The organism is Streptomyces sp. NPDC015345, assembly GCF_043078805.1.
Classification (GTDB): Bacteria; Actinomycetota; Actinomycetes; order Streptomycetales; family Streptomycetaceae; genus Streptomyces.
Window position 1 is genome coordinate 842,896 of the sequence record NZ_JBIBTX010000004.1, and the last position, 22,372, is coordinate 865,267.

Annotated in this window: 15 protein-coding genes and 7 pseudogenes; 12 read left to right on the forward strand and 10 right to left on the reverse strand. The window is 70.4% G+C overall.

The window, feature by feature from the left end; genetic code table 11:
* Positions 1-111: 111 nt before the first annotated feature.
* Positions 112-336, reverse strand: a pseudogene (locus ACF062_RS20860) (BBE domain-containing protein); the annotation flags it as partial.
* A gap of 177 nt (positions 337-513) precedes the next feature.
* Positions 514-777, reverse strand: a pseudogene (locus ACF062_RS20865) (BBE domain-containing protein); the annotation flags it as partial.
* Positions 778-976: 199 nt separating this feature from the next.
* Here ACF062_RS20865 and ACF062_RS20870 point away from each other — a divergent pair.
* The 8 genes and pseudogenes from ACF062_RS20870 to ACF062_RS20905 all read left to right on the forward strand — a co-directional run bounded on the left by ACF062_RS20870 (position 977) and on the right by ACF062_RS20905 (position 7,649).
* Complete coding sequence (locus ACF062_RS20870; protein WP_392140118.1) at positions 977-1,162, forward strand: hypothetical protein; 186 nt, start codon at positions 977-979, stop codon at positions 1,160-1,162.
* Between the two features lie 80 nt (positions 1,163-1,242).
* On the forward strand, positions 1,243-3,006 hold the full coding sequence (locus ACF062_RS20875; RefSeq protein WP_392140120.1) for a pyridoxal phosphate-dependent aminotransferase: 1,764 nt from the start codon (positions 1,243-1,245) through the stop codon (positions 3,004-3,006).
* Complete coding sequence (locus tag ACF062_RS20880) at positions 3,003-3,806, forward strand: phosphatidate cytidylyltransferase (protein WP_392140122.1); 804 nt, start codon at positions 3,003-3,005, stop codon at positions 3,804-3,806. Before ACF062_RS20875 ends, ACF062_RS20880 begins: the two co-directional genes overlap by 4 nt.
* A 632-nt stretch (positions 3,807-4,438) precedes the next feature.
* A pseudogene (locus ACF062_RS20885) lies at positions 4,439-4,580 on the forward strand (LysR family transcriptional regulator); the annotation flags it as partial.
* 144 nt (positions 4,581-4,724) lie between these two features.
* Positions 4,725-5,252: a DapH/DapD/GlmU-related protein gene (locus ACF062_RS20890; protein WP_392140124.1), complete on the forward strand. Its 528-nt coding sequence runs from the start codon at positions 4,725-4,727 to the stop codon at positions 5,250-5,252.
* Positions 5,253-5,401: 149 nt separating this feature from the next.
* Positions 5,402-5,629: a hypothetical protein gene (locus ACF062_RS20895; protein WP_392140126.1), complete on the forward strand. Its 228-nt coding sequence runs from the start codon at positions 5,402-5,404 to the stop codon at positions 5,627-5,629.
* A gap of 381 nt (positions 5,630-6,010) precedes the next feature.
* Positions 6,011-6,232, forward strand: a pseudogene (locus tag ACF062_RS20900) (IS5/IS1182 family transposase); the annotation flags it as partial.
* A gap of 424 nt (positions 6,233-6,656) precedes the next feature.
* Positions 6,657-7,649, forward strand: coding sequence for an immunity 49 family protein (locus ACF062_RS20905; protein ID WP_392140127.1), 993 nt, complete (start codon positions 6,657-6,659; stop codon positions 7,647-7,649).
* 616 nt (positions 7,650-8,265) lie between these two features.
* Here the strand turns inward: ACF062_RS20905 and ACF062_RS20910 are convergent.
* From ACF062_RS20910 to ACF062_RS20945, 8 genes and pseudogenes are all read right to left on the reverse strand, one after another.
* Positions 8,266-9,132, reverse strand: coding sequence for a GyrI-like domain-containing protein (locus ACF062_RS20910; RefSeq protein ID WP_392140129.1), 867 nt, complete (start codon positions 9,130-9,132; stop codon positions 8,266-8,268).
* A gap of 69 nt (positions 9,133-9,201) precedes the next feature.
* Positions 9,202-9,825 (reverse strand): annotated as a pseudogene (locus ACF062_RS20915) (phytanoyl-CoA dioxygenase family protein).
* 817 nt (positions 9,826-10,642) lie between these two features.
* Complete coding sequence (locus ACF062_RS20920) at positions 10,643-12,277, reverse strand: flavin-containing monooxygenase (RefSeq protein WP_392140131.1); 1,635 nt, start codon at positions 12,275-12,277, stop codon at positions 10,643-10,645.
* A 99-nt stretch (positions 12,278-12,376) separates the two neighbouring features.
* Positions 12,377-13,432 (reverse strand): type II toxin-antitoxin system prevent-host-death family antitoxin, encoded by a 1,056-nt coding sequence (locus ACF062_RS20925; protein ID WP_392140133.1) that lies wholly within the window; start codon positions 13,430-13,432, stop codon positions 12,377-12,379.
* 101 nt (positions 13,433-13,533) lie between these two features.
* Positions 13,534-13,924, reverse strand: a pseudogene (locus ACF062_RS20930) (IS630 family transposase); the annotation flags it as partial.
* 386 nt (positions 13,925-14,310) lie between these two features.
* Complete coding sequence (locus tag ACF062_RS20935) at positions 14,311-15,408, reverse strand: PDR/VanB family oxidoreductase (protein WP_392140135.1); 1,098 nt, start codon at positions 15,406-15,408, stop codon at positions 14,311-14,313.
* A 77-nt stretch (positions 15,409-15,485) separates the two neighbouring features.
* A complete protein-coding gene (locus ACF062_RS20940; RefSeq protein WP_392140136.1) occupies positions 15,486-16,361 on the reverse strand; it encodes a metal-dependent hydrolase in 876 nt (291 codons plus the stop codon).
* A gap of 1 nt (position 16,362) precedes the next feature.
* Positions 16,363-17,187, reverse strand: coding sequence for an SDR family oxidoreductase (locus ACF062_RS20945; RefSeq protein ID WP_392140137.1), 825 nt, complete (start codon positions 17,185-17,187; stop codon positions 16,363-16,365).
* A gap of 296 nt (positions 17,188-17,483) precedes the next feature.
* On the opposite strand from ACF062_RS20945, the pseudogene ACF062_RS20950 reads away from it, so the two are divergent.
* The 4 genes and pseudogenes from ACF062_RS20950 to ACF062_RS20965 all read left to right on the forward strand — a co-directional run.
* A pseudogene (locus ACF062_RS20950) lies at positions 17,484-19,484 on the forward strand (MMPL family transporter); the annotation flags it as partial.
* Between the two features lie 116 nt (positions 19,485-19,600).
* The gene (locus tag ACF062_RS20955; protein ID WP_392140138.1) at positions 19,601-19,858 is read left to right on the forward strand and encodes an acyl carrier protein; all 258 of its coding nucleotides are present in this window, start codon (positions 19,601-19,603) and stop codon (positions 19,856-19,858) included.
* Positions 19,858-21,096, forward strand: coding sequence for a beta-ketoacyl-[acyl-carrier-protein] synthase family protein (locus ACF062_RS20960; RefSeq protein WP_392140139.1), 1,239 nt, complete (start codon positions 19,858-19,860; stop codon positions 21,094-21,096). The genes ACF062_RS20955 and ACF062_RS20960 overlap by 1 nt, the downstream gene beginning before the upstream one ends.
* A 31-nt stretch (positions 21,097-21,127) precedes the next feature.
* Entirely contained in the window at positions 21,128-22,177 is a 1,050-nt protein-coding gene (locus ACF062_RS20965; protein ID WP_392140140.1) for a 3-oxoacyl-ACP synthase III family protein, read from the forward strand.
* Positions 22,178-22,372 lie beyond the last annotated feature (195 nt).

Genomic DNA, 22,372 nt, shown 5'->3' on the forward strand with positions numbered 1-22,372 from the left:
CTGCCATCACACCGGACACAGCCCCCGGTTGCACGCTCTGTTGCTCTGTTCAAGTGTCTTTCGCAGCCTTCAGTCAAACCGGCCGAGGGACGACGGCAGCACCGTCCTCGCTCACTCACCTGTCTTCGACGCGGCCGCACCACTTCCGTTGGGATTCCTGCCGGGAAGGCGGATCGACTGGGCGTGGCGGAACACGTTGTGGGGGTCCCAACCCTGCTTGGTGCGTTGCAGCCGGGTGTAGTTCTCCTTGTAGTACAGCCGGTGTGCCGGCGGACCGGAGGTGTTGCGGACGGGGTCGTCGAGGTCGGTGTCGGGGTAGTTGACGTAGCAGCCGTCCGTGTGGGCGGATGTGGAGGTGCATGTATCGCCTGGCTGGTCGGGCCGTCCGCCCCGTGTGCCTTCGGTGTGGCGCCCCACATGACGCTGTGGCCAGGCGCGCTGGTCGGCGCGGAGGACGCGGTGCGCCGGTGATGCTCTGGCCGTAGCGGAAGAGGGTGCGCAGTGCTCCTTGACGGTGACAAGGCGCTCGTAGTTGCCGCGGTAGTAGGTGTGTTGCCAGCCGGGCAGGCCAGGGTCGGGGAAATTGACGTAGGCGGTGTGGGTGTCAAGGGCGCGGCACAGGGTGTGGCACATGATGCGCTGCTGGACCAGGAGGTGTTCGACGATGCCGTGCGGGGTGTTGGGGTGCCAGTGGCTGCCGACATCGATGACGTATACGGCGTCGCGGTGAGGATAAGCGGTCTCATGCAGCATGGGGGTGGTGCTGGCGCCGCCCATCGCGAAGAGCGTGACGCAGTCGGCGTTGCCGGTGTGGCCGGGTTGCCGACTCTGAACCCAGCCGATGATCCTCTCGGGGGTGTGCCCGCCACGTGCGACGGCCTCACTCGCCGGCCCGAGAGCAGCCCTGTGCCGCTATCCGACCAATCCCGCAATCACCGTCGGCCGGGAGCGAACGTGCAGGGGGCCATCAAGCCTGGTGGCCGAAGTGCTCCCGGTCGTCGTTGAGGACATACCCAGCCCCGAAGCACGCCACATCGGCACCGGCTCATCATCGACCTCGGCGGGTGCCGCGGTGCCGCGGGCACAGCTGGCGCAGGCGGTTCGGCGCCTGCTCATGGACTCGGCCCTGACCTGGACCGCTCCCAACTCCTCCGATGCCTGAGTACGCGTACTCAGGTGCCGTCTGCCGGACTCCTCCATGCTGAGGCGCGAACGCCGGACCGCCTCAGGGGGGACACACACATGGGCCACGCGCTGCAGTTGCGCACTGCCATGCCTCAAGATCACGACTGGATCCACGAGCTGCGCCACCGGGTGTACGCGGAGGAGCTCGGCCAGCATCCGGTCGATCCGTCGGGAAGGCTGAGCGACGGACTCGACGGCGACAACGTGTATCTCGTGGCCGCGCGCGGCGAGACACGGATCGGCTTCGTCAGCCTCACCCCGCCATGGGTCGGCCGCTACTCCCTCGACAAATACCTGACGCGCGAGGAGCTGCCGATCCTGACCGAAGAGGCGCCGTTCGAGATCCGCGTCCTGACCGTCGAGGAGCACTGGCGGTCCACCGCGGCGGCGGCGCTCCTCATGTACGCGGCCCTGCGCTGGGTCGCGGCGCGGGGCGGCCGCCGGGTGGTGGCGATGGGACGTACGGAGCTGCTGGACATGTACCTCGCCGCCGGGTTGCGGCCGGTCGGGCGCACGGTCCGCTCGGGAGCGGTCTCCTTCGAGGTCCTCAGCGGCTCCGTGGCCGAGCTGACGAGGACGGTCGCGGAGCGCCACGGCCGGACCCTGGAGCGGCTGCGGACGACCCTGGACTGGCGGCTCGACGTGCCCTTCGCACCGCGTGCTGACGGCTGTGAGCACGGCGGGGCGTTCTTCTCGGCGATCGGCACCGACTTCCGGACCCTGACCCGCCGTCACGAGGTGGTCGCGGCGGATGTGCTGGACGCATGGTTCCCACCCGCCCCAGGGGTCCGCGCGGTCCTTTCGGAGGACCCGGGGTGGGCGGCCCGGACCTCGCCGCCGACCGGCGCGGAGGGACTGCTCGCGGAAATCGCCGAAGTACGCGGGCTGCCGGTGGAGTCGCTGGTCGTCGGGGCGGGTTCGTCGGATCTGATCTTCCGGGCGTTCGGCCGGTGGCTGACGCCGGAGAGCCGGGTGCTCCTGCTCGATCCCGGCTACGGGGAGTACGCCCATGTCACCGAGCGGGTGATCGGCTGCCAGGTCGACCGGCTCCAGCTGCGCCGGGAGGACGGCTGGCTGCTCGACCCGGCCCGGCTCGCCGCCGCGACCGGTGACGGACGGTACGACCTCGTGGTGGTCGTCAACCCGAACAACCCGACCGGCCGCCACGCCCCGGCCGACACGCTGCGCGCGGTGATCGAGGCCTCGCCCGGGCGGACCCGGTGGTGGATCGACGAGGCGTACCTGGGCTACGTCGATCCGGCGGACTCGCTTGCCGGGCTCGCCTCTGCCGACGCCCGGGTCGTGGTCTGCACCTCGCTGTCGAAGATGTACGCGCTGTCGGGAATGCGGGCCGCGTACCTGGTGGCCGCTCCCCAGACGGCCGCGGAGCTGCGGCGCTGGACACCGCCGTGGCCCGTGAGTCTGCCGGCGCAGTTGGCTGCCGTGACGGCGCTGCGCGACCCGGCGTACTACGCGCAGCGCTGGGCCCACACCCATGTGCTGCGCGGCGAACTGGCGCACGGCCTGGCGGAGTTGGGCCGGTTCCTCTCGGTCGACGAGGGGGTGGCGAACTTCCTCACGGTGACCTTGCCGCCGGAGGGCCCGAGCGCGGCGCGGCTGGTGCGCGAGTGCCGGCGGCACGACGTGTTCCTGCGTGACCTGTCGCCGATGTCCCCGGCGTACCAGGGACGGACCGTGCGGATCGCCGTCCGTGACACGGCGGAGAACGCCCGGATCGTGGCGGTGTGCCGGAGCGCCCTGGACGCGCTGAGCGCGCCGACCGCCGTGGTGGCGGACACGCTGGGACCGGCCTTCCGGTGACGACGGTCGCCGGTCTCGTGCCGCACCTGTGCGGGGCGCTGGCGGTCGGGGGCGTCGCGGTGGCGGCGACCGGACGCCGTGAGCTGATGGTCCGCTGGTGTGTGTGGGCGCTCGGAGTGCCTCTGGTGACCGCCGCGTTCTGGCTCGGTCCACCGGGGATCGCGGTGCTCGCGGCCGTGGTCGGTGTGGTCGCGGTGGCGGAGTTCGGTGGGCTGCTCCAGCTGGGTCCGGTGGACCGGGCGGTGCTTGCCGTCGTGATCGTCGGACTCGTCCTGGCCGCCTGGCTGGTCCCCGGGGAGGTGTTCCGGGTGGTGGCGGCCGGGGCGCTCGCGATCGCCGGGGTGCCGTTGCTCTCGGGCGACGCGGAGCACGGGCTTCGCCGTCTGGGGGCGGGCCTGCTGGGCCTGGTGTGGCTGGGCGTCCTGGCCGGCCTCGTATCGTCCGGAGCCCTTGGTCTCGTGCTGTTCGTGGCCGTGTCGATCGCCGACATCGTCGCGTACGCGGCGGGTCGCCGTCTCGGCGGCCCCCGGCTCTCCCCGCTGTCGCCCGCGAAACGGTGGAGCGGCACGCTGGCCGGGGCCGCGGCCGGTCTCCTCACGCTGGCCGTGCTCTCCTCCCTGACATGGCAGACCGCGGTGGCCGTCGCGGTAGGCGGCCCGCTCGGGGATCTGCTGGAGTCGATGGTCAAGCGGGGCGCCCGCGCCAAGGACGCCGGCCGGTGGCTGCCCGGTTCCGGCGGCCTCCTCGACCGGATCGATTCCCTTCTCGTCGCTCTGGCCGTGCTGCTGGTGCTGGGGTGAGCCACGAGGCGGGGTGAGCGTGAGGCTGCGTGGGGGCCGGTTGAGGATAGTGGGAGACACCTGCGCCGTATAGCGGACGGCCCGGGTTGACGGTTCCGGGACCTGCTCGTCAGCAGCGGGGACCGGTACCTGTGGCCCCAGACCCACGACCCACGGCGCATCCCGTCGCACACCCACCCCGGCATACCCGCACGTGCCGCTGTTCCGCAGGCCGGCATACCCGCACGTGCCGCCGTTCCACAGCGGAGACCAGCACCCCGTACTGACCGCACTGCGCGACCATCTGCACGCTGCGGGCCGGCGAACCCCGCACGACGCGTGGGCGTCGGCCTGGGTAGGCCGCTGACCAGACGACGGAATCAACCGAAATGCCAGACACGGGTGGCCGGCGAAGACGAGTCGGCCGGCCCGGCCGTCAGGGCGTCGTCACCGAAGTCGGGGCCGAGCGCGTCGATGCTCGGGCCGAAGGCCTCGGACAGCGCCTGGCTCCAAGGGTGCGTCCAAGAGTCGTTCGGCGCTGAACCCGGCCGGGACCTGGTCTGCCGGCAGGGCACGGAAGGACGCGGCGATTATCCCTTCGAGCGCAGCTCGGGCGGCCTGGGCGGCGTACTCCTTGCTCAGCGTGACCGCGGCTTCTGGTACGGGCCTCCCGAGGCTCCTGGCCGAGCGTGGACGGGCAGGTCTTCTTGCCGCACGCCAAGAAGATCTTGGCGGCTGTCGAACAGGCCGAGCAGGGCCGTGCGCCCGGCAAGCCGTCCCTTGCGCGTCGATGTCCAGCGTGACCTCAATGTGCCGCTCCAACTGGCCTGTATCGGTGTTTCGCAACCATTGGTTGTGCCTGGCGTGACTCAGGGTTGTTTGATCGAGTGTTCTTCGCGGTGGTGAGATCTGCCCATGTCTACCCGCACAGAGCAGGTCATGTATGTCCAGACGCCTGAGTTCGCGCGTCATGCGGAGCGGATCGTGGAGGTGATCGATGCGACGTCTCGACTGAACGTGCTTCCGTTCAGCGACAGCCAAGGTCGCGCGGAACTACTTTCTGTTGTGTTCGGTGGTCCGCTGCCGGAATCGGTGGTGATCTACCCGCCGTTCTTTACCGAGTGCGGACTGAACACGACGTTCGGGGAGAATGTCTTCGTCAACCAGGGATGCACCTTCATGGACAAGGGAGGCATCCGTATCGGCAACGGCGTCATGATCGCCCCGAAGGTCAGCCTCATCACCGGAGGCCATCCACTGCCCCTGGCCGAGCGCCGCGAGTACCTCTCCTTCGCCCCGATCGTCATCGAGGACGACGTCTGGATCGGGACGGCTGCCGTGATCACACAAGGGGTGACCATCGGTGCCGGTGCGGTGGTCGCTGCCGGTGCGGTGGTCACGCGTGATGTCCCTGCCGGCGGCGTGGTCGCGGGAGTGCCCGCCCGGGTGATCAAGAAGATCGACTGAGCCCGGCCGGGCTGCCGGCCCGGGTGGGCCCGGGTGAGGGTGGACACCACCCGCCACCCGCCGGTCGATCAGCTCATCGTCGTCCGCTAGGGCGAGCGGGACGCCGAGCACACGGTCCCAAATCCCGCCCCGTCGGCGGCCCAGCGGCGGTGGCGGGCCACACGTTCTTCCAGGATCCGAACCCGGCCGGGGTCGTGTGCGGCAAGGGCCACGTCTCCTGGGGAACGTGGGTGCCCGCCGCCTCGGTGACCAGCATCCGGCTCGGTCCGCGCCGGATGGACATGTGCAAAGCGGACCGGCACCTGTCGCTGCTGCGTCGCGCCGACGAGAGCGAGCTGACGGCCGAGGAGCGTGCCACCCTCTTCGACGCGCCGTGACGGGAGTACGCCTGGACGGGATCGTCGCGGGTGGCCACCCGAGCCAGGCGACGTTCAGGAGGGTCAGGCGGCGCAACTGCCGGTTCACCCAGTAGAGGTGGGGGAGAGCCGGCCGACGGACGCGTAGCGCATGTCTTGGCCCTTGGGGTCCTCCGCATTCCACAGCCGGAAGCCCGCGGGTCGCCGACGGCGTCCAAGACGCGTCCCACACAGGTGTCTTCGATGTACTCGGGCAGGGCACCGAGGGGTTTCGCGGCCGACGGCGAGAAGCGGACCGCATACGGTTGCGGAGGCCTGTGCGTAGTGGCGGCCGATAGCCACGCGGACCGTGAGACTGTCGCCGTCGGCGGTGGCGACCTGGTGGGCGGGGTGGGCCAAGGACGAGGGGAGGACCCCGCGGTGATCGCGGAGCGAGGTCAGCCACACGGCTCTGACCTGGGCATTTTCCGCTATGCCGTCGAGCGCACGACGTCCTGCTTGCACGACTTCCGCCGCCTGCGTATCCGCTGGGAACGACGCGATGACATCCACGAAGCCTTCCTCGGCCTCGTCCTCTGCCTCATCACCCACTGCCACGCCCAATGCCTCCGTCAGGGCCTCTAGGGACTGATCCCCACCCAGGCCATCCTGTCGCTGGCCCGAGGCAGAGTCGATGCCCTGTGGGCCATGCTGCTGATCACCCTCGCGCAACATGACCGGGACCGGCGCGCCGTGACAGAACATGACCACGACCTGCCGGGCAGCCCGGGCACGTAGGTGAGTGGAGCCCGGAGCCAGGAAACCGATGTCGGTGATGTCCTCCACCACCCTCTCGATCCGGGCGAACCCCTCGCCGCGCGGCAGACTGCCGATGGCCATACGTTTCGAAGCGATCTGGAGGTAGTCCCCCGGGCGAAGCGTGGTACTCACGTACCTACCCCCGGTGTGCCGCCTCTCAGTGCGGCAGTCTGCGAGAGGACCAAGTGCTGTCAGTGCTCGTTGGTAACGTGCTTCGTTCAGTCGTGGAGTGCGTGAAGGGACGGGGCAAGTGCGGAATGTGACATGCCATCAGGTAAGCGAACAGCGGTTGGCCGAGGCGCTCGACGACATCGACGGGCGGGCCTACACGCGGTGGCATTCGCTGAGGTACGGCAGCATCTCGCCGACGCTGATCCGGGCCATGGCGGACGAACTGCTCGACCATGTCGCCGCGCGAACGGTGACGGAGCCGGGACTCGACGCTGCGGTCGGCATGGTCGCCGTCACCGCCGCGGAGTGTGTGCATGGAGTGCTGAGCATCATGTGCTTCCCGGACGGGGACCAGGAACTCCGGTTCCCCCTCGTCGGGGAGCTGATCAGCACGGACCCGGACGACGACGAGTTCGGGGACGGGCCCATTACCTTCCGGGACGTCGTCAAGGAGGCGCCCACCGCGCGGAACTGGCTCGACATGTTCGAGACGTGTGTCGTCAGCGGGCATGTGTGGGACTGGGAGCGGGTCACCGGGCTGCTGCTGCGCGGCGACTACGCGCCCGCCATCCGTGACGGCGTGCCCTACAACCGGTACACCTCCGTCTCCGACCCCGCCGACCTCGCCGCCATGGACGCCCTGTGCCCCTATCTCACCGAGGCGGCCGGGCATCTGCCCCGCGACTGGCCCACGGCTCCGCTGCGCAAGCCGGACGCCGGGGAGCGCGCGGAGGCCTCCCGGCGGCTCGATGGGGTCGGTGACGCGCTGAGCGCGGACCAGCGGCTGCTCCGCGTACTCCTCGACGACGACCAGCACGCCTTCGAGGACGCCCTCGTCGCCCGACTGGTCGCGTACCGGGAGAGCTTCGAGGCCGATGCCGGTGATCCCGCGCCCCGGTCCCTCCTCCCCCTCGGCACCCTCGCCCTGGCCTGCCTCGCCGTCCAGGTCCATGGGTGGGAACTCGGTGTCCGGTCCGGGTATCTGCCGTACGGTCTGCTGGGATCGACGGACGCGCTGCGCGGGGCGGCGGAGGGGAACCGGAACAACTTGGGTGGCTGGGCTGCCAAGTAGGTGACCCGGGGTGCGGAAGTGGGCCTGGTCCGGCATCCAGGACATCGTCGTGGAGACGGACCCGTCCCACCGAGGCAGCGCATACGTCTGTGCGACAGCCCAGGACGGAAGACCCCCTGCCCACGCCATTTGCCCTGTACGAACTCTCCAACTCGGCTGCACCACGCGGCCGTTAGGTCCCATCAGGTTGTGGTCGGGGGACCAGAGGGGGATGTCGCGGCGGATCCGGGTGCAGGGGAAGAATCGGCGTTCACGAGTGATGTCGTGTCCTCCACGGCGCCGTCCTTGTAGACCGGACCGACAAGTCGTCCGTCGCTGTCGCGGATCCCGATCCGCACGCCGGGCTTCCAGTGCGCCCGCCGCCACGTGCCGAACTCGAGCGGCCTGCGTGCCCCTCCCGGCGCTGGACGCTCCTCGGGCGGCTCTTCCGGGGGAGGGGTGAAGTGCAGGACACGGAATAGCCAGGAGCGAGGCCGGCCGGTCCGGTGGACTCCGTGGATTGGGCCGCAGCCCCGGGGCCGGGAGCGCAGGTGAGTGCGTCCACCTGGCGAACGCGAGCTGCACGGCCTCCCCGTAGAGCACGTGTCCGTCGGCGTGGTCGTCGCCGTACCCGTGCTCAGCAGTGCTCACGCTCCACGGCTAGCCACAGTTCGGCGTCGGCCTTGGTCCTCTCCGGCGACAGGCGGGTGCGCAGGATCTCGGGGCCGGTGCGGGTGCGGTACGGGTTCGACGGGAACCACTCGGTGAACACATCCCGCCACAGTTCCTGGATGGCCTGTGGTGCCGGCCCGGAGGTGGTGAAGACCGCCCAGGTGCCGGCCGGAACCGCCAAAGTGGTCATGCCCTCAAGAGCGGCCGCGGAGGTGATCACGCCGTGGTGGTAGTCGAGTTCAGTGCCCTCGGCACGGCTGGGGTCCATGCCGTCGCAGACCGCGACGATGCCGTACGGCTCCTGGTCCGACAGCTTCTCCAGGCGCTCCAGGGTCTGCGGATCGATCCCACGGACAAAGTCCATGATCGACTGGTTTGGCCCAGCATGCACCAGCGGTACCCGGGTCTTGAGCCCGACGACGGTGAAGTCCGCCTTCTCCACAACGCGGTATCGCATACTGCTGCTCCCCTCGATGGTGAGGCGGAAGGCCATCCGGGGCTGGGAGGTGAGGGCGGCGCCGGTACGCCGGGCCTCGCCCGGTCCGATGCCGTGCATGGCACGGAACGCCCGCGCGAACGCCTCACCGGAGCCGTAGCCATAACGCACCGCGATCTCCAGCAGCGTCGCACGTCCCGCGAGTACTTCGGCGCCCGCGAGGGTGAGCCGACGGCGCCGGACGTACTCCGACAGCGGCATTCCCGCGAGCGCGGAGAACATCCGGCGTAGATGGTGCTCCGAGGTGGCCGCGATGCGTGCCAGGGCCGCCACGTCGAGGTCCTGGTCGAGATGGCCCTCGATGTGCTCCATGGCCTGGTTCAGCCGCTCCAGCATGCCCGGCCTCCTTGCTCCTTCTCTTTCCCTTTTCACGACAACCTTGCCTGCGATCGCCGTGAAGCACGTCTACTCGGCGTTGCGGTCGGCGCTGACTCCGTCCGGCCCGGGGGTGTCCTGTCCCAGACCTCGGCGGATCGCGATCTCCACGGGTGAGTACGCGCCGTCGGCCCGTTCCAGTTCGTACGGTACGGCCGGCATCAGCGGCGGCTGCGCCATAAAGCGCGGCCGCACCCCATGGTGCGGTTGAGCCGCGTGCGCCAGGAACGGATGGCACAGGAAGACATCGCCCGGGGACCCGGTGGCAAGAGCGAGTGGCCGGTGGTCGGAGGCCGCCACCAGATCGGAGGCGAGGGTCAGCCCGCTCGCCCCGTCCTCCCCGTACTTCGCCAGTACCTTTGGCACGTCGAGGTGCGAGCCGACCCAAATCCGGGTCGGGGCGTCCTCCTCACCGACCTCGCTGAACAAGAACAGCATCAACAGTGCCCGGCCCTGGGAGCGCAGATTCGTGAAGTACCGGCTCTCGCCTTCGGGCGGCTAGCTCCCCTCGATGTGCCAGCCCGCGTCGTCAGGTTCCTCCTCGTGCGGGAAGCGCAGCCGCGCGCAGTCCGCGGCCACGCGCGGCGCGACAGTGCCCTCCAACGTCACGAAGCCGTCGCGGAGGAAACGGGATGCCAAGGTCGTGTCATCCATGCCCCCATGGTGCGGCGACACCGGCCCCGATCACCCGACATTCTCCGCACCGCCCTTGTCCATACACCGGAGATGTCCAGTTCACGGCCTTTTGCAACACCCTTTTGGGTCTGTTGTGAAAGTGGATCTTGAGCTGTGACGATCATGGTGTGGCGCGAGGGGACCTGACGGACCGGCAGTGGGCTCGACTGAAGCCGCTGCTGCAACCGCAAGAAGCTCGGCTTACGAGGCGGCCGGCCACCGGCCTTCGACAAGGGCGACTACAAGGAACGCCACACCGTGGAGTGCGGGATCAACCGGCTGAAACGGAACCGCGCTGTGGCCACGAGATACCACAAACTCGCCGTCCGATACGAGGCGACCGTGCTGGTCGCAGCCCTCAACGAGTGGCTGTGACCAGCGCTTTGGGGACCGGCTCTAGGTGTGGAATGTGGTGGTTGCCTCCCGGTCCGCCCGGCCGGTCGCGACCCGGTCTACCGGCGCACTTTGTCGGCGTAGAAGCTGAGCAGACCTTGCGGGCAATTGGCCACGCTGTAGCCGGTCGCGGCCCGCCGTCGCCGGTGACGAACAGGAACGCGGCATGGGGCGCCCGGTAGAAGCCCAGACTTTCCGTGTCGTAGGCCGCGCGAGCCGGGTGGTCGTCGGGGCCGATGCCCAGTGCTCCGTACAGACCGGCACCGAAGACAGCCCACCGTTCCTGAGTCGGCGGGGTCCGACACCGCCCCGCGCCAAGGTGTACCCCGCTCCAGCGTGCCGCGCCCGGCGGAATCCGGTGCGGCTCGTCACGCAACTGGGCCGGCGCCGCATACGCCCGCGCTCAGGAGGGTGAGGCGGAGAGGACGAAGCCGGTGTAGCCGCCCCGGCTCACGGCGTCGCACTCCTCCCGGTACCGGTCCAGTCCTCCGGCATAGGCCAGGAACACCCGGGGTTTGCCCGGAACGTTCGCTCCTGTGTACCAGGAGTCGACCGCCGGGTAGAGCGTTCGGGCGGCGAGTTCTGCCACCCGCGTGCCCCAGTCCGCCTCGGCTGTCGGGGTGGCGTCGATCTCTGTGAGCGCATGCTCCCGAAGGTGGGCGATGCAGTCGGTGATCCACTCGACCTGCTGTTCAAGGGACACCGCGATGTTGGTGAGCACGGACGGGCTGAGCGGTCCCAGGACGGTGAAGAGGTTGGGGAAGCCGGACGAGACGAGTCCCAGATAGTTCCGGGGGCCGTTCGCCCACTTCGTACGGAGGCTCACCCCGCCCTTGCCCACAATGTCGATGGCGAGTTGGGAGCCGGTCAGGGCGTCGAAGCCGGTGGCGAGGACGATCGTGTCGACGATGTGCTCCCCGTCCGAGGTCCGCACGCCCCGGGGCGTGAGGGTCTCGATCGGTGTCGTGCGAAGGTCCACCAGCGCCACGTGCGGCAGGTTGTAGGTGGCGTAATAGCCGGTGCCCAGGCACGGCCGCTTGGTCGCGAAGGGGAACGTGCGCGGGGAGAGCAGTTCGGCTGTCGCCGGATCGGTGACGATCGACCGGATCTTGGACCGGATGAACTCGGCCGCGGTCTCGTTGGCCGTCTCGTCGGTCAGGATGTCGGTGTAGGTGCGCAGCAGCCCGTTCAGCAGGCCTGAGTCCCAGGCCGACTCATAGGACGCCGTGCGCTCCGCCTCGTCCGCCTCCAGGGCCGACCGGGTCGGTGGCTCGAAGACGGTTCCTCCCCTGGACGACCGCTGGGCTTGCCTGAACTGCGGGTAGCGGGCCTTGAGTTCCTCCACCTCCATGGTGCGCAGTGGGCGGTTGTGGGCCGGGAGCACGTAGGCCGGAGTGCGCTGGAAGACGGTGAGGGCGGCCGCCTCGGCGGCGATGACGGGGATGGCCTGGACACCGGAGCACCCGGTGCCGATCACGGCGACCCGTCGGCCGGTGAAGGAGACGCCCTCGTGCGGCCACTGGGCGGTGTGGTGGATCTGGCCGGTGAAGCTGTCGGCGCCCGGTATCTCGGGGGCTTTGGGGGCCGACATGCAGCCCGTTGCCAGGATGACGAACCGGGCGATGACGACCCGCGCGGTGTTCGTGGAAACCCGCCAGAAGTGTCTGCCCTCGTCGTACACGGCGCGTGTGACCCGGGTGCCCAGTACGACGTCCCCACGCAGGTCGAACCGGTCCGCCACATGGTGGATGTACCGCAGGATCTCCGGTTGGGAGGCGTACCGTTCACTCCATTCCCACTCCTGGTCCAGCTCCGGGGAGAAGGAGTAGGAGTAGGACATGCTCTCTATGTCGCAGCGGGCCCCGGGGTACCGGTTCCAGTACCAGGTTCCGCCGATGTCGTCACCGGCCTCAAGGACCACCGCCGTCAGTCCGAGCTCACGCAGCCGGTGGAGCTGGTAGAGCCCGGACAGCCCGGCTCCGACGACGACGGCATCGACCGAGTGCGGGCCGGAGGGCGGGTCGGGCGTGGTATCCATCGGGGTTCTCCTGTTCTTCCGCGTCACTTCGTCGACCAGGTGTGCAGGCCTGCGGTGCGAAGGAGGCGGTGTGGACGGTGGTGGTCTCGCCGTGACGATTCAGCGGCGGGCCGGGCGGGCGCAGCGCACGTTCCCGGAGGTGATGGCGTCCCGCGGCAGGGCGAGGCCGAAGGCCCGTTCCAGGCCTTCGAAGAACAGCGCGATGTTGTCCGTCCAGTTGCCTGCCTTCTCCGCGATGCGCAGGTGCAGGTTGAGGAAGGACAGCGGTGCTTCCGGGGCGAACGGCGCCTCACCCGGGGTGTACCAGATGAGCTCGTACATGTCCCGCTGGTCTTCGGCGCCGTCCTCGATGGGGAAGGGGTTCTGGTACACCCCGTCCTCGAAGTAGTCGAAGGTGTAAATGGCCTTGGCCATGGTCGATCTGAGCGTGATCTGCTGCTCGGGAGGTGGGTCGAGGGAGCGCGAGAAGGCGTGGTCGAAGTCGTGGTAGCCCAGCCACGTCCAGCCGTTCTCCTCCCCGAAGGCCAGCACGCGGGTGAGGTCGTCGGTGCCGTCCCGTGCGTCTTGCTCCTCGACCTGGTGGAGCAGCAGCCCGTCGGCGATGTCCTGCGCGTCGGCTCCGTAGGCGTGGGCGACGTCCTCGGCGGTCGGTCCCTTGATGAACACGATTTCCGTGAAGGGCTCTTGGTTCCGCCAACTGCCGGCGATCCACGCCACGCCGTCGCCCACCGGGCCCTGGCGGGCGAGGAACTCCTCGAACGCGGCCGCCTGCTTCGGGGGCATGTAACTCTGGCGGGCCGTGTGTGCCCTGTCCTCCAGCCAGTCGAGCTCCGCCACGGACCTCAGTTCGGCCACGACCACCCGGTCCCGCACGAAGGTCATCCGCCCCCCGTCAGCGTGCACGTACCGGATGTACGGGCCCTGCTGGTCCGGCCCGAACGGGTGCCCCTGCCCCGAACCGGATCTGGGCCGGTGTCGCGCGCCGTCGTGGGCCCGTTGGGCGAAGTGTTCCAGCTCGGCGAGTTCCGCCGCGGGCAGGATCACACTCGTCGGCTCGCTGCCGTCGACGACACACACCCGCTCGCCGGTCTCCTCGACGCGACCGACGAGCCCCGCGAAGTCGGCTATAGCGTCGCTCAGTTCAACCTTGTCCATACGAGGGACATTACTGGCGGCGATGCGGCGGCCGGGTCGAAAGCGGGACACCAGGTGACCGCCGGGGCGGGGGTGAGGCGAAAGCTCGGCCCTCACGGAGCGAGGGCTCCCAGGCCCTCGTGGCTGATGTCGTCGACCACCCCCTCGACGGCCAGGAACTCGGCCGGCTCGGTCAGGCTCCAAGTCGAGAACGGCAGACTGTGCTCGGCCCGGGCTTGGACTTGGCGATCTTCTTGATCTCTCGGCGCTCACGCAGGGTGAAGGTTTTCGGCCGCCCGCCCGCATACTTCGCACAGAGCGGGTCGAAGCCGTCGGCGTTGAAGCCGTGGATCACATCCCGGCCCCGGTCCGCGTTGGGGAACGTCCCCTCGGCGATCTTCGCCACGGGCATGCTCTGCGCGGACACAGCACCATCCGCGCCCGGCGCCAAGTCACCACCGAGCCGGTGCCCTTGCGGAGCATCCGCAGCAGCTGGTGCGCCGCCGCTCGCATGTCCGGCCCGCCGCTGCGGCCCGTGCCGCCGTACCCTGACCCACGTGGTGGGTTGCTTTCCTCAGTCCAGTACGCCGATCTCGGTGTCGGGCACCAGGCGGCGGAGAGGGTGATGCGCCGTCGGCGCAGGGCGGCAGAACAAGCGAGTCAACTCGCGATGCCAGCTGCGGCTTGCCTCGGTCACCATCGCCATCGTCCTGGATAGACCGACAGTCCCAACGGCCCCAGGGGCATGGGAGCCCTCGGGCCACGGGCCCACTTCACTGCAGATGAAGGGGTGGACATCACCGCCCCGCTCCCGGAGCGGACGCGATATCGAGACGGTGGAGCAGACCCCATGCGATGGACGGACTGGAAGACCACGTCACCAGCTTCGTGCCCATGTGTCAGATGTCGATGGCCAGTAGTGTCCCCTCCTTGGCGCGCGATACGCAGGGCAGCAGGGCGCCGGCCTTGCGCTCCTTGGGTGTCAGGACGTGGTCGCGGTGGTCCGGGGTGCCGTCGAGCACCTGGACGCGGCAGGTTCCGCAGAAGCCCTGCCGGCAGGAGAGAGGGGCGGCCGGGCGGGCGTCGAGCAGGACGTCGAGTGCGGCCTGCCCGGCGGGGACCGGCAGGAGCGTTCCGTCGCGCAGGCGGAGGGTGAAGGGTGCCCCTTCGGCGACCGGGGCCGTGGTGAAGCGCTGCGCGTGCAGAGGCTGGTCCGCCTCGGCGGACAAGGCGCGGCGCACGGAGTCCAGGAGCGGTGCGGGCCCGCAGCAGTAGACCGCGGCATGACGTGGGGCGCGGGCGAGGAGGGAGGCGGGGTCCGGGTAGCCATCGGTGTCGTAGCAGTGGGTGGTGATCCGTGTGCCGGCCGGGTCCAGGGCGGCGGCCTCGGCGGCGTACGGCAGGGAGGCGTGGTCGCGTCCGGTCCTGACGAGGTGCCAGTCGAGGCCACGCCGCGCGGCTTCGTGGACCATGGGCAGCAAGGGCGTGATGCCGATGCCTCCGGCCAGGAAGAGGACGGCGGGTTCGGCCGCGAAGGGGAAGGTGCAGAAGGGGCCGCGAGCGGTCAGCCGTGTTCCGGGCACCACGGCGTCGTGCAGTTCCCGGGAGCCGCCTCGCCCGCCTGCCAGGCGGCGTACGGCGATGCGGTACGCGGTCGTGTCCACGGGGTCACCGCACAGGGAGTACGAGCGCATCCTGCCCGAGGGCAGGGTGATGTCGAGATGGCTGCCGGGTTGCCAGGCGGGCAGCGGTTCCCCCGGCCGCTCCGCCGTCAAGGTGAACTCGACGACGTCCGGCGTGAGAGCACGGCGCGAGCGCACGGTCAGCGGTGTTTTCGCGGGGACGGGTGCGGGCGCGGGCACCGCGGAGCCGCGCCGGACGCAGGGGAGGGTGAGGCAGAAGAAGAGGGCTCCTCTCAGCCGGGTGAGCTGGGTCAGGAACAGGTCGGGGCGTTCGGGCCGGTACAGGTCGGTGGGGGGCTGCGGCCGCGTGGGCATGAGGGGGCTCCGAGGGCGGGATGGGGCCGGAAGCGGGACGGGCGGCGGTGCCGGCCGCGCGCCGCCGGCCGGCTCGGTCACAGCTGGTCGGCGGCGCGGGCCGCGGGGGAGCGGGCCAGGTAGGCCAGGGCGGGCCGCAGGTCGAAGTCCCGTGACGGGTGGTACGTGGGGCGTACGTAGCGCAGTGCGGAGCCGCCGAGCAGGGCGGGCGGCCAGAGCAGGCCCCGGCGGGCCGCGTCGTGGTGGGCGCGCAGACTGAAGCGCACCGAGCCGCGCACCTGGGGGTCGACGCTCATGAGGTAGCGGGCGCCACGTGTCAAAAGCCAGAGCACGTTGACTCCGGTGAGCGCGGCGGTGCGCAGCCGTCGGGTGTAGCCGGGGTCCAGGTGGGTGAGCAGGTCGAAGGCGACACTGGAGTGTTCGACCTCCTCGGCGCCGTGCCAGCGCAGCAGGTCGAGCATCGCGGGGTGGGTGCCGGCACGGTCGAGGGCGGGGGTGTCGAGAACCCAGGCGCCCAAGGCGGCGGTGAAGTGCTCGGCGGCGGCGACGATGGCGGCCAGCTCCGTCACCTGCTCCCGGTAGTGGGGCGAGGAGGGCGCGTCGCGAGGAGAGAGGATCTCGCGGAAGTGGAACTCCATCTGCCGCAGGTAGGGGTCGATGTCCAGACCGAGATCGCGCAGCCTGCCGTGGACCTCCTCGTGGGCCCGGGCGTGGATGGCCTCCTGGCCGATGAAGCCGTGCAGCCGGTCGCGCAGGCGTTCGTCGGTGACCATGGGGAGGGCCTGCCGGAAGACCCGGCAGAACCAGCGTTCCCCCTCGGGCAGCAGCAGGTGCAGGGTGTTGAGGGTGTGGGTGACCTGAGGCTCGTTCGGGACCCAGTGCAGCGGCAGGTCCGACCAGTCGAAGCGGACGTCGCGCGGCAGATGCCGCAGGGCGGTGTGGGGGGTGGTCATCTCAGCTCCGGTTCAGCCGCAGGAGGGTGCGCATGGTCAGGTCGACGGCGGCGGGCGGGGCGAGGCGGGCGAGCCGTCCGAGGGCCGCTTCGTAGCCGATGCCGTAGCGGCGGCGGGGGACCGGGGCGGTCAGGGCCTTCGCGACGGTCCGGGCGACGACCTCGGGCCCGAGGGGGCCGCGGGTTTCGACGAGGCGGCGCATGGCCGCGTAGGCCGTCTCGTACCGGGTGTGCGCCGGCAGGAGTCTGAGCCCGTCGGTGAGCATGGGTGTGTCGATGAAGCCCGGTTCGATCAGCGATAGGTGGACACCGCTGCCGGCGATCTCCCGGCGCAAGGCGTCGGTCAGGGCTTCGAGGGCGTGCTTCCCGGCGCAGTACCAGCCGTTGAGCGGCATGGCGACCAGCCCTGCCACCGAGCTCATCTGCACGATGCGGCCCGCGCCGCGTCGGCGCATGGCGGGCAGCGCGAGGCGCGTCATCCGGGCCGTGCCGAGCAGGTTGGTCTCCAGGACGGCCCACGCGTCGGTTTCGCTGACATCCTCGAAGGCTCCGGAGACCGCGATGCCGGCGTTGTTCACCAGAGCCCAGGGGCCGCCGCCGGTCATGTCGGTGATTTCCGCCATGGCTGTCCGGCAGGATTCCGGAACGGTGACGTCGAGCAGAACCGTATGAACTCTCACATTGCGTTCGGCCGCCGCCGCCGCGAGTTTCTCGGCGTTTTCGGAGGAGCGGGCCGTGCCGATGATATTAAAACCGCGAGCGGACAATTCCAGAGCCGTGGCCAAGCCGATTCCGCTGGTGGCTCCGGTGACGACTACGCTTTTCATGGCTGCCCCTCGTGGACATGGCGAATCGGCTTCACGCCCGGACATGCCGTCGCCGGGATATCCGGCACCTTGAACGATCACCGTGCAATCATGACGAATGTGCGGGCCCGCCCGCGCATGTGACACGACGGAACTTCCCGGACGCGCGCGGCCATGCATGCAAAAGGGCCATGCAGACGCACTAAAAGGCAGATAAACCTTTCAGGGAACATTCTTCTTCCTCTTCGTAAAAGGAGTCGGTAGCCGTGCCATGGTCGGACACCCGAAATGGGCGGTACGTCGTCCTGCTGTGGGTGGTGTTCGCACTGGGTGCCTGTCTGGCCGTTCCGGCCGCGCAGGAGCGGCTGCGGGGCATCGCTCCGCAGGTCCCGGGAAGCTCATCGGACCAGGCGGCCCGGCTCATCGCCGACCGTATGCCCGGCCTCGGCTCCGAGCAGATGCTCCTCGCCTTCGACTCCCCTTCGCTGCGGGCGGACCAGCAGCCCTACCGGCGGGCGGTGGCCGCCACCTTGGAGGCGGTCGGCAAGGCTCACGGCGTCGGCAGGGCACTACCGCTCGCCCCGCCACGCGGCGCGGACCCCCGCCAGGCCCACGCCCTGGTGGGCACGGAAGGGGACGCCGAGACCCGTCGCCGACTGCTGCCCCGCTGGCGCGCCACGGCCGAGCGCACGGCGGCCACCGCCTCCGGTGGCCGGGTCTCCGTGGCGGTGACGGGCCTGACTCCCGTCTTCGCCGAGCTGCACCAGGCGGACCTGCGCGACCTGCGACGCCTTGAGCTGGTGACGGCGCCCATCGTGCTGCTGCTTCTCGTGCTGGGGCTGCGCTCGCTCGGCGCGGCACTGCTGACAGCGGCGACGGCGGGGACGTGCGCACTGCTCAGCGCCGGACTCCTCAGCGCCCTGGCCCTGTTGTGGCCGGTGGACAGCATGGCCCTCACCGTCGCCACCACGATCGGCTTCGGCCTGGGCCTCGACTACGCCTTGCTGTTCGTCCTCCGGCACCGCGACCTCGTACGGGCAGGAGCCGGTCACCGGGAAGCAGCCGCCGCCGCCCGGACCACCGCGGGCCGGGCCATGCTGTGGTGCGGCGGCGCGGTCGTCGTGACGTCGGCGATCCTGTACGTCATCCCGTCGCAGATGGTCCGCACGATGGGCCTGGCAGCCGGGCTCACCGCCCTGGTGACCGCGACGACCGTATGGACGGTCCTGCCCGTCGTCCTGCCCCGCCTCGGACCGCGGCTGCGGTGGGACCGGCGTACGCCCTCCCGCCCGCTGTTCACCAAGGCGGCCCCGGAAGACAGGGACGCATGCGCCCGACCGGACCGCTGGGAGCGGTGGGCCGTCCACCTCATGCGCCACCCCTGGCCCTGGCTGGCCGGGGCCCTCGCCGTGCTCGCCCTCGCCATCGCACCGGTCGGCGGACTGCTGCTGACCCCCAACCTCGACCGCGCCGCCATCACCCACAGCACGGCGGGCGTCGGACTGGAGCAGCTGGAACGGAACGGACTGGCCAACACCACCCTGCTGGCACTGCCCCACCGCGCCGGCCAAGGCCCGGTGGACACCCGCCCCTTGGCCGCCGTACTCCACGACGACCCCCGCGTCACCGCCGTCAGCACCCTGGACAACGGCCGCGACCTGACGCTGGCCGTGGTCTCCGACCGGGTGCCGGTGGACACGGCCGGCTCCGCACGCCTGGTCCGCGACATCCGGTCGGCGGCGGCCCGCGCCCTGCCCGCCGGACAGCCGGTGCACGTGGCCGGACCGGCCGCGGCCATGGCGGACTTCCACGCGACCCTGCGCGCCGCGCTGTGGCACGTCGGCGGGTTCTGCGCCGCGGGCGCCCTGCTGCTGATGCTCGTCGCCTTCCGCAGCCTGCTCATCCCGATCAAGGCCCTGCTGATGAACGCGCTGGCCACGGCGGCGGCCTTCGGTCTCCTGGCCCGGTTCACGGACCTCACCGGCGACCACGTGAACATCGTGGTCCCGGTGCTCGCCCTGACCATCGTGTTCGGACTGTCCCTGGACTACGAGGTCTTCCTCGTCCACCGCATCACCGCGTACTACCGCGCCCACGGCGATCACCGCGCCGCCGTCGTCCGCGGCCTCACCGAGACCGCGCGCCCCATCACCCTCGCCGCGGTCACCATGGCCGCCGTCTTCGCCGCGCTGCTGACCACTCAGCGCCAGGACCTGCGGCATCTGGGCTTCCTGGTGGCCACGGCGGTACTGGTCGACGCCACGCTGATCCGCGTGGTGCTCGTACCGACCCTGATGCGGTTGTTCGGCCACCTCAACTGGTGGCTGCCGCCCCTGCTGCGCGCACTGTCCCCGAAGGAGCCGGCCGACACGGAACGCCCCGCACCCCGACCCAGCCCAACCAGATCCAGCGACAACCGAGCGAGGTCACTCCCATGGACGACACCATCAACACCTTCGACGTCATTCGTACCGCCCTCACCTCCACTTTCCGTGCTCCCGAGGACGAAGTGGTGCCCGGCGCCACGCTCGAACAGCTCGAACTGGACTCCCTGGCCCTGGCGGAGTTCGCGCTCATCCTCGAGGAGCGGCTCGGTGTGAAGATCGACAGCGAGCACGCCGTACGGACCACCACCCTCGCCGAAGTGGCCCGCCACCTGGAGGAGCTGCGCTCGGCCACGGTGGCACCCTGATGGGCGCGGCCAAGGCCCCGGTCGCCATCACCGGAATCGGACTGGTCACACCGGCCGGTGACGACGCGGACACCACCTGGGACGGCGTCCGCGCCGGACGCTCCGCCGCCGCCAGGGACCCTCTCCTGGCCGGTCTGCCCGTCGACTTCTCCTGCCGCGTCCCGATGCCGGACGGGGAGCTGGACCACAGGGTCGGCCGCAAGTCGTGGCGGATGGGCCGCGCGGAGAAGCTCGCGGTGCTCGCCGCCCGGGAAGCCGTGAGCGACGCGGGACTTGACCCGAGGGCCTGGGACGGGACCCGGGTCGCGACCGTCATCGGCTGCGGCATGGGCGGCGTACAGAAGTGGGAGGAGCAGCAGACGCGGCTCCACGAGCGCGGGCCCGACATGGTCTCCCCGCTGGCCATCCCCATGATCATCCCCAATCAGGTGTCGGGTGGCGTGTCCATCGACCTCGACGCCCGCGGCGCCGGCCTGACACCCGCCACGGCCTGCGCCTCCGGGGCCACCGCCCTCGCCGTCGCCCGCGACCTGCTCGCCTCGGGCCTGTGCGACGTCGTCGTGGCCGGTGGCGCCGAGGCGGCCGTCGGGCGGCTGTGCACCACCGGCTTCTGGCGGATGGGCGCCCTCTCCGAGCGCACCGACGACATCGGCGGAGCCTCGCGCCCCTTCGCGGCCGACCGGGACGGCTTCGTGATGGCCGAGGGCGCGGGCGTCCTGATCATGGAACGCGTCGACGACGCCGTGGCCCGCGGCGCCCGCCCCCGCGCCCTGCTCGCCGGGTGCGGCAGCACGTCCGACGCCCACCACCCCACCGCGCCCCCCGAAGGGGCCTGGGGCGCGGAAGCCGCGTTGCGCGCGGCACTGGCGGAAGCCGGCGTCTCTCCGCACGACGTCGACCACGTCAACGCCCACGGCACCTCCACCCCGCTCAACGACGCCACGGAGGCGGCGCTGATCGCCCGTGTCCTGCCGCACCGCCCCAGCGTCACCAGCGTCAAAGGCGCGCTGGGTCACACCCTCGGGGCGGCGGGCGCCATCGAGGCGGCGCTCACGGTGCTGACGATGCAGCACCGCGTGGTGCCGCCCGTGGCCAACCTCCAGGCGCCCGCCCCGGAGTTCGACATCGACCTCGTCGTCAAAGAGCCGCGCCGCCAACACGTACGCACCGCCGTCAGCCACTCCTTCGGCTTCGGGGGCCACAACGTCGTACTCGCGTTGCGGTCCTGGCGGGCCTGACACGTCCTCCCTCCCGCACAGGAGACCGCACATGTCCGCCGCCTCCCTTCCTCCACACGCCCGGACCCCTCCGCTCACCCGGCCGGGGTGCTACAGCACCGTCAGCCAGGTCGCCGTGCACGTGCCCCCCGGCCACCAAACGGGCCAGGACATCGAGGAACTGCTGCGCGTCCGTGACCCCGACGCGCGAGTGATGCCCGGCCTCCTCAGACAGATGTACGGCTTCGAACAGCGCCGCGTCGCACCGCCGGGCACCTGGCCCTCGGACCTGGCCGCGGCAGCCGGGCGCGGCGCCCTGGACCAGGCCGGGCTGCTCCCGGACACCGTCGACCTGCTGATCTTCGCCTCGGCGAGCGAAGACGTGGAGGAACCGGCCACGGCCCATATCGTGGCCGACAAAATCGGCGTCACCGCCTCGGCCTTCGACGTGAAGAACGCCTGCAACGGCCTCCTCAACGCCATGGAGATCGCCGATGCCCTGATCCGCACGCGCCAGTACCGCCGGGTCCTCATCTGCACAGGGGAACGGGGGAGCCTGCTTTCCCGCCAGCCACGCCGAAGCGGCAACGACCTCGCCGAGTTCCTGCCCGCCTGCACCCTGGGCGACCTCGGGGCGGCGCTCCTGATGGAGGCGGGGGAGCGCCCCGGGGTGCTCGGCGGTCACTTCCGGGCCAACTCCGCGGGCTGGCGGGCCGCCACCGTGAGCAACCCGTACTTCGCACCGGCCCCCGGCACGATGACCGTGCGCTTCGACTCCGCGGCGCTGGCCGGTTCCTTCCAGGGCATGGAGACCGCGGCGTTCGAGGGCCTGCGCGCCCTGGGCCGCACGATCGATGACATCGGCCTGTTCTGCGTCCACCAGCCGTCCGTGGCCTTCACGCACACCATCCGCGACGCCCTGGGCATCCCGAAGGACAAAGTCGTCCATACGTTCCCGCAGTACGGCAACGTCGCCACGGCCAGCCTGCCCCTGCAACTGGTCGAAGCGACACGGCAGTCCAGGCTGCGCCGGGGCGACCTGGTGGCTCTGTTCGGACTCGCCAGCGGCGCCGCGGCCGGGATGCTGCTCATCGAGTGGTAATCCGACCCAGGACGGAGCATGCAAACGCCGCTTCGATAAGAGGGCGTTCAGCTCATTTATGCCACCTTATGGCCCACTTTGGGTTGAGTGACTGATGAAGCGAGAGAGAGGCATGGTGGTGAGGTGACAGCAGGGGCGGCGAAGTCGTTGTTGCGTCCCACCTGCTCCTGTTTCATCCCAAGGGGCGTCGGTTCG

Bases quoted from the DNA above. Each gene is read 5' to 3' on its own strand.
- ACF062_RS20875 (WP_392140120.1), top strand. From the start codon at position 1,243: ATGGGCCACGCGCTGCAGTTGCGCACTGCCATGCCTCAAGATCACGAC.
- ACF062_RS20890 (WP_392140124.1), top strand. From the start codon at position 4,725: ATGTATGTCCAGACGCCTGAGTTCGCGCGTCATGCGGAGCGGATCGTG.
- ACF062_RS20910 (WP_392140129.1), bottom strand. From the start codon at position 9,132: ATGCTGGAGCGGCTGAACCAGGCCATGGAGCACATCGAGGGCCATCTC.
- ACF062_RS20920 (WP_392140131.1), bottom strand. From the start codon at position 12,277: ATGGATACCACGCCCGACCCGCCCTCCGGCCCGCACTCGGTCGATGCC.
- ACF062_RS20925 (WP_392140133.1), bottom strand. From the start codon at position 13,432: ATGGACAAGGTTGAACTGAGCGACGCTATAGCCGACTTCGCGGGGCTC.
- ACF062_RS20935 (WP_392140135.1), bottom strand. From the start codon at position 15,408: ATGCCCACGCGGCCGCAGCCCCCCACCGACCTGTACCGGCCCGAACGC.
- ACF062_RS20940 (WP_392140136.1), bottom strand. From the start codon at position 16,361: ATGACCACCCCCCACACCGCCCTGCGGCATCTGCCGCGCGACGTCCGC.
- ACF062_RS20945 (WP_392140137.1), bottom strand. From the start codon at position 17,187: ATGAAAAGCGTAGTCGTCACCGGAGCCACCAGCGGAATCGGCTTGGCC.
- ACF062_RS20955 (WP_392140138.1), top strand. From the start codon at position 19,601: ATGGACGACACCATCAACACCTTCGACGTCATTCGTACCGCCCTCACC.
- ACF062_RS20960 (WP_392140139.1), top strand. From the start codon at position 19,858: ATGGGCGCGGCCAAGGCCCCGGTCGCCATCACCGGAATCGGACTGGTC.
- ACF062_RS20965 (WP_392140140.1), top strand. From the start codon at position 21,128: ATGTCCGCCGCCTCCCTTCCTCCACACGCCCGGACCCCTCCGCTCACC.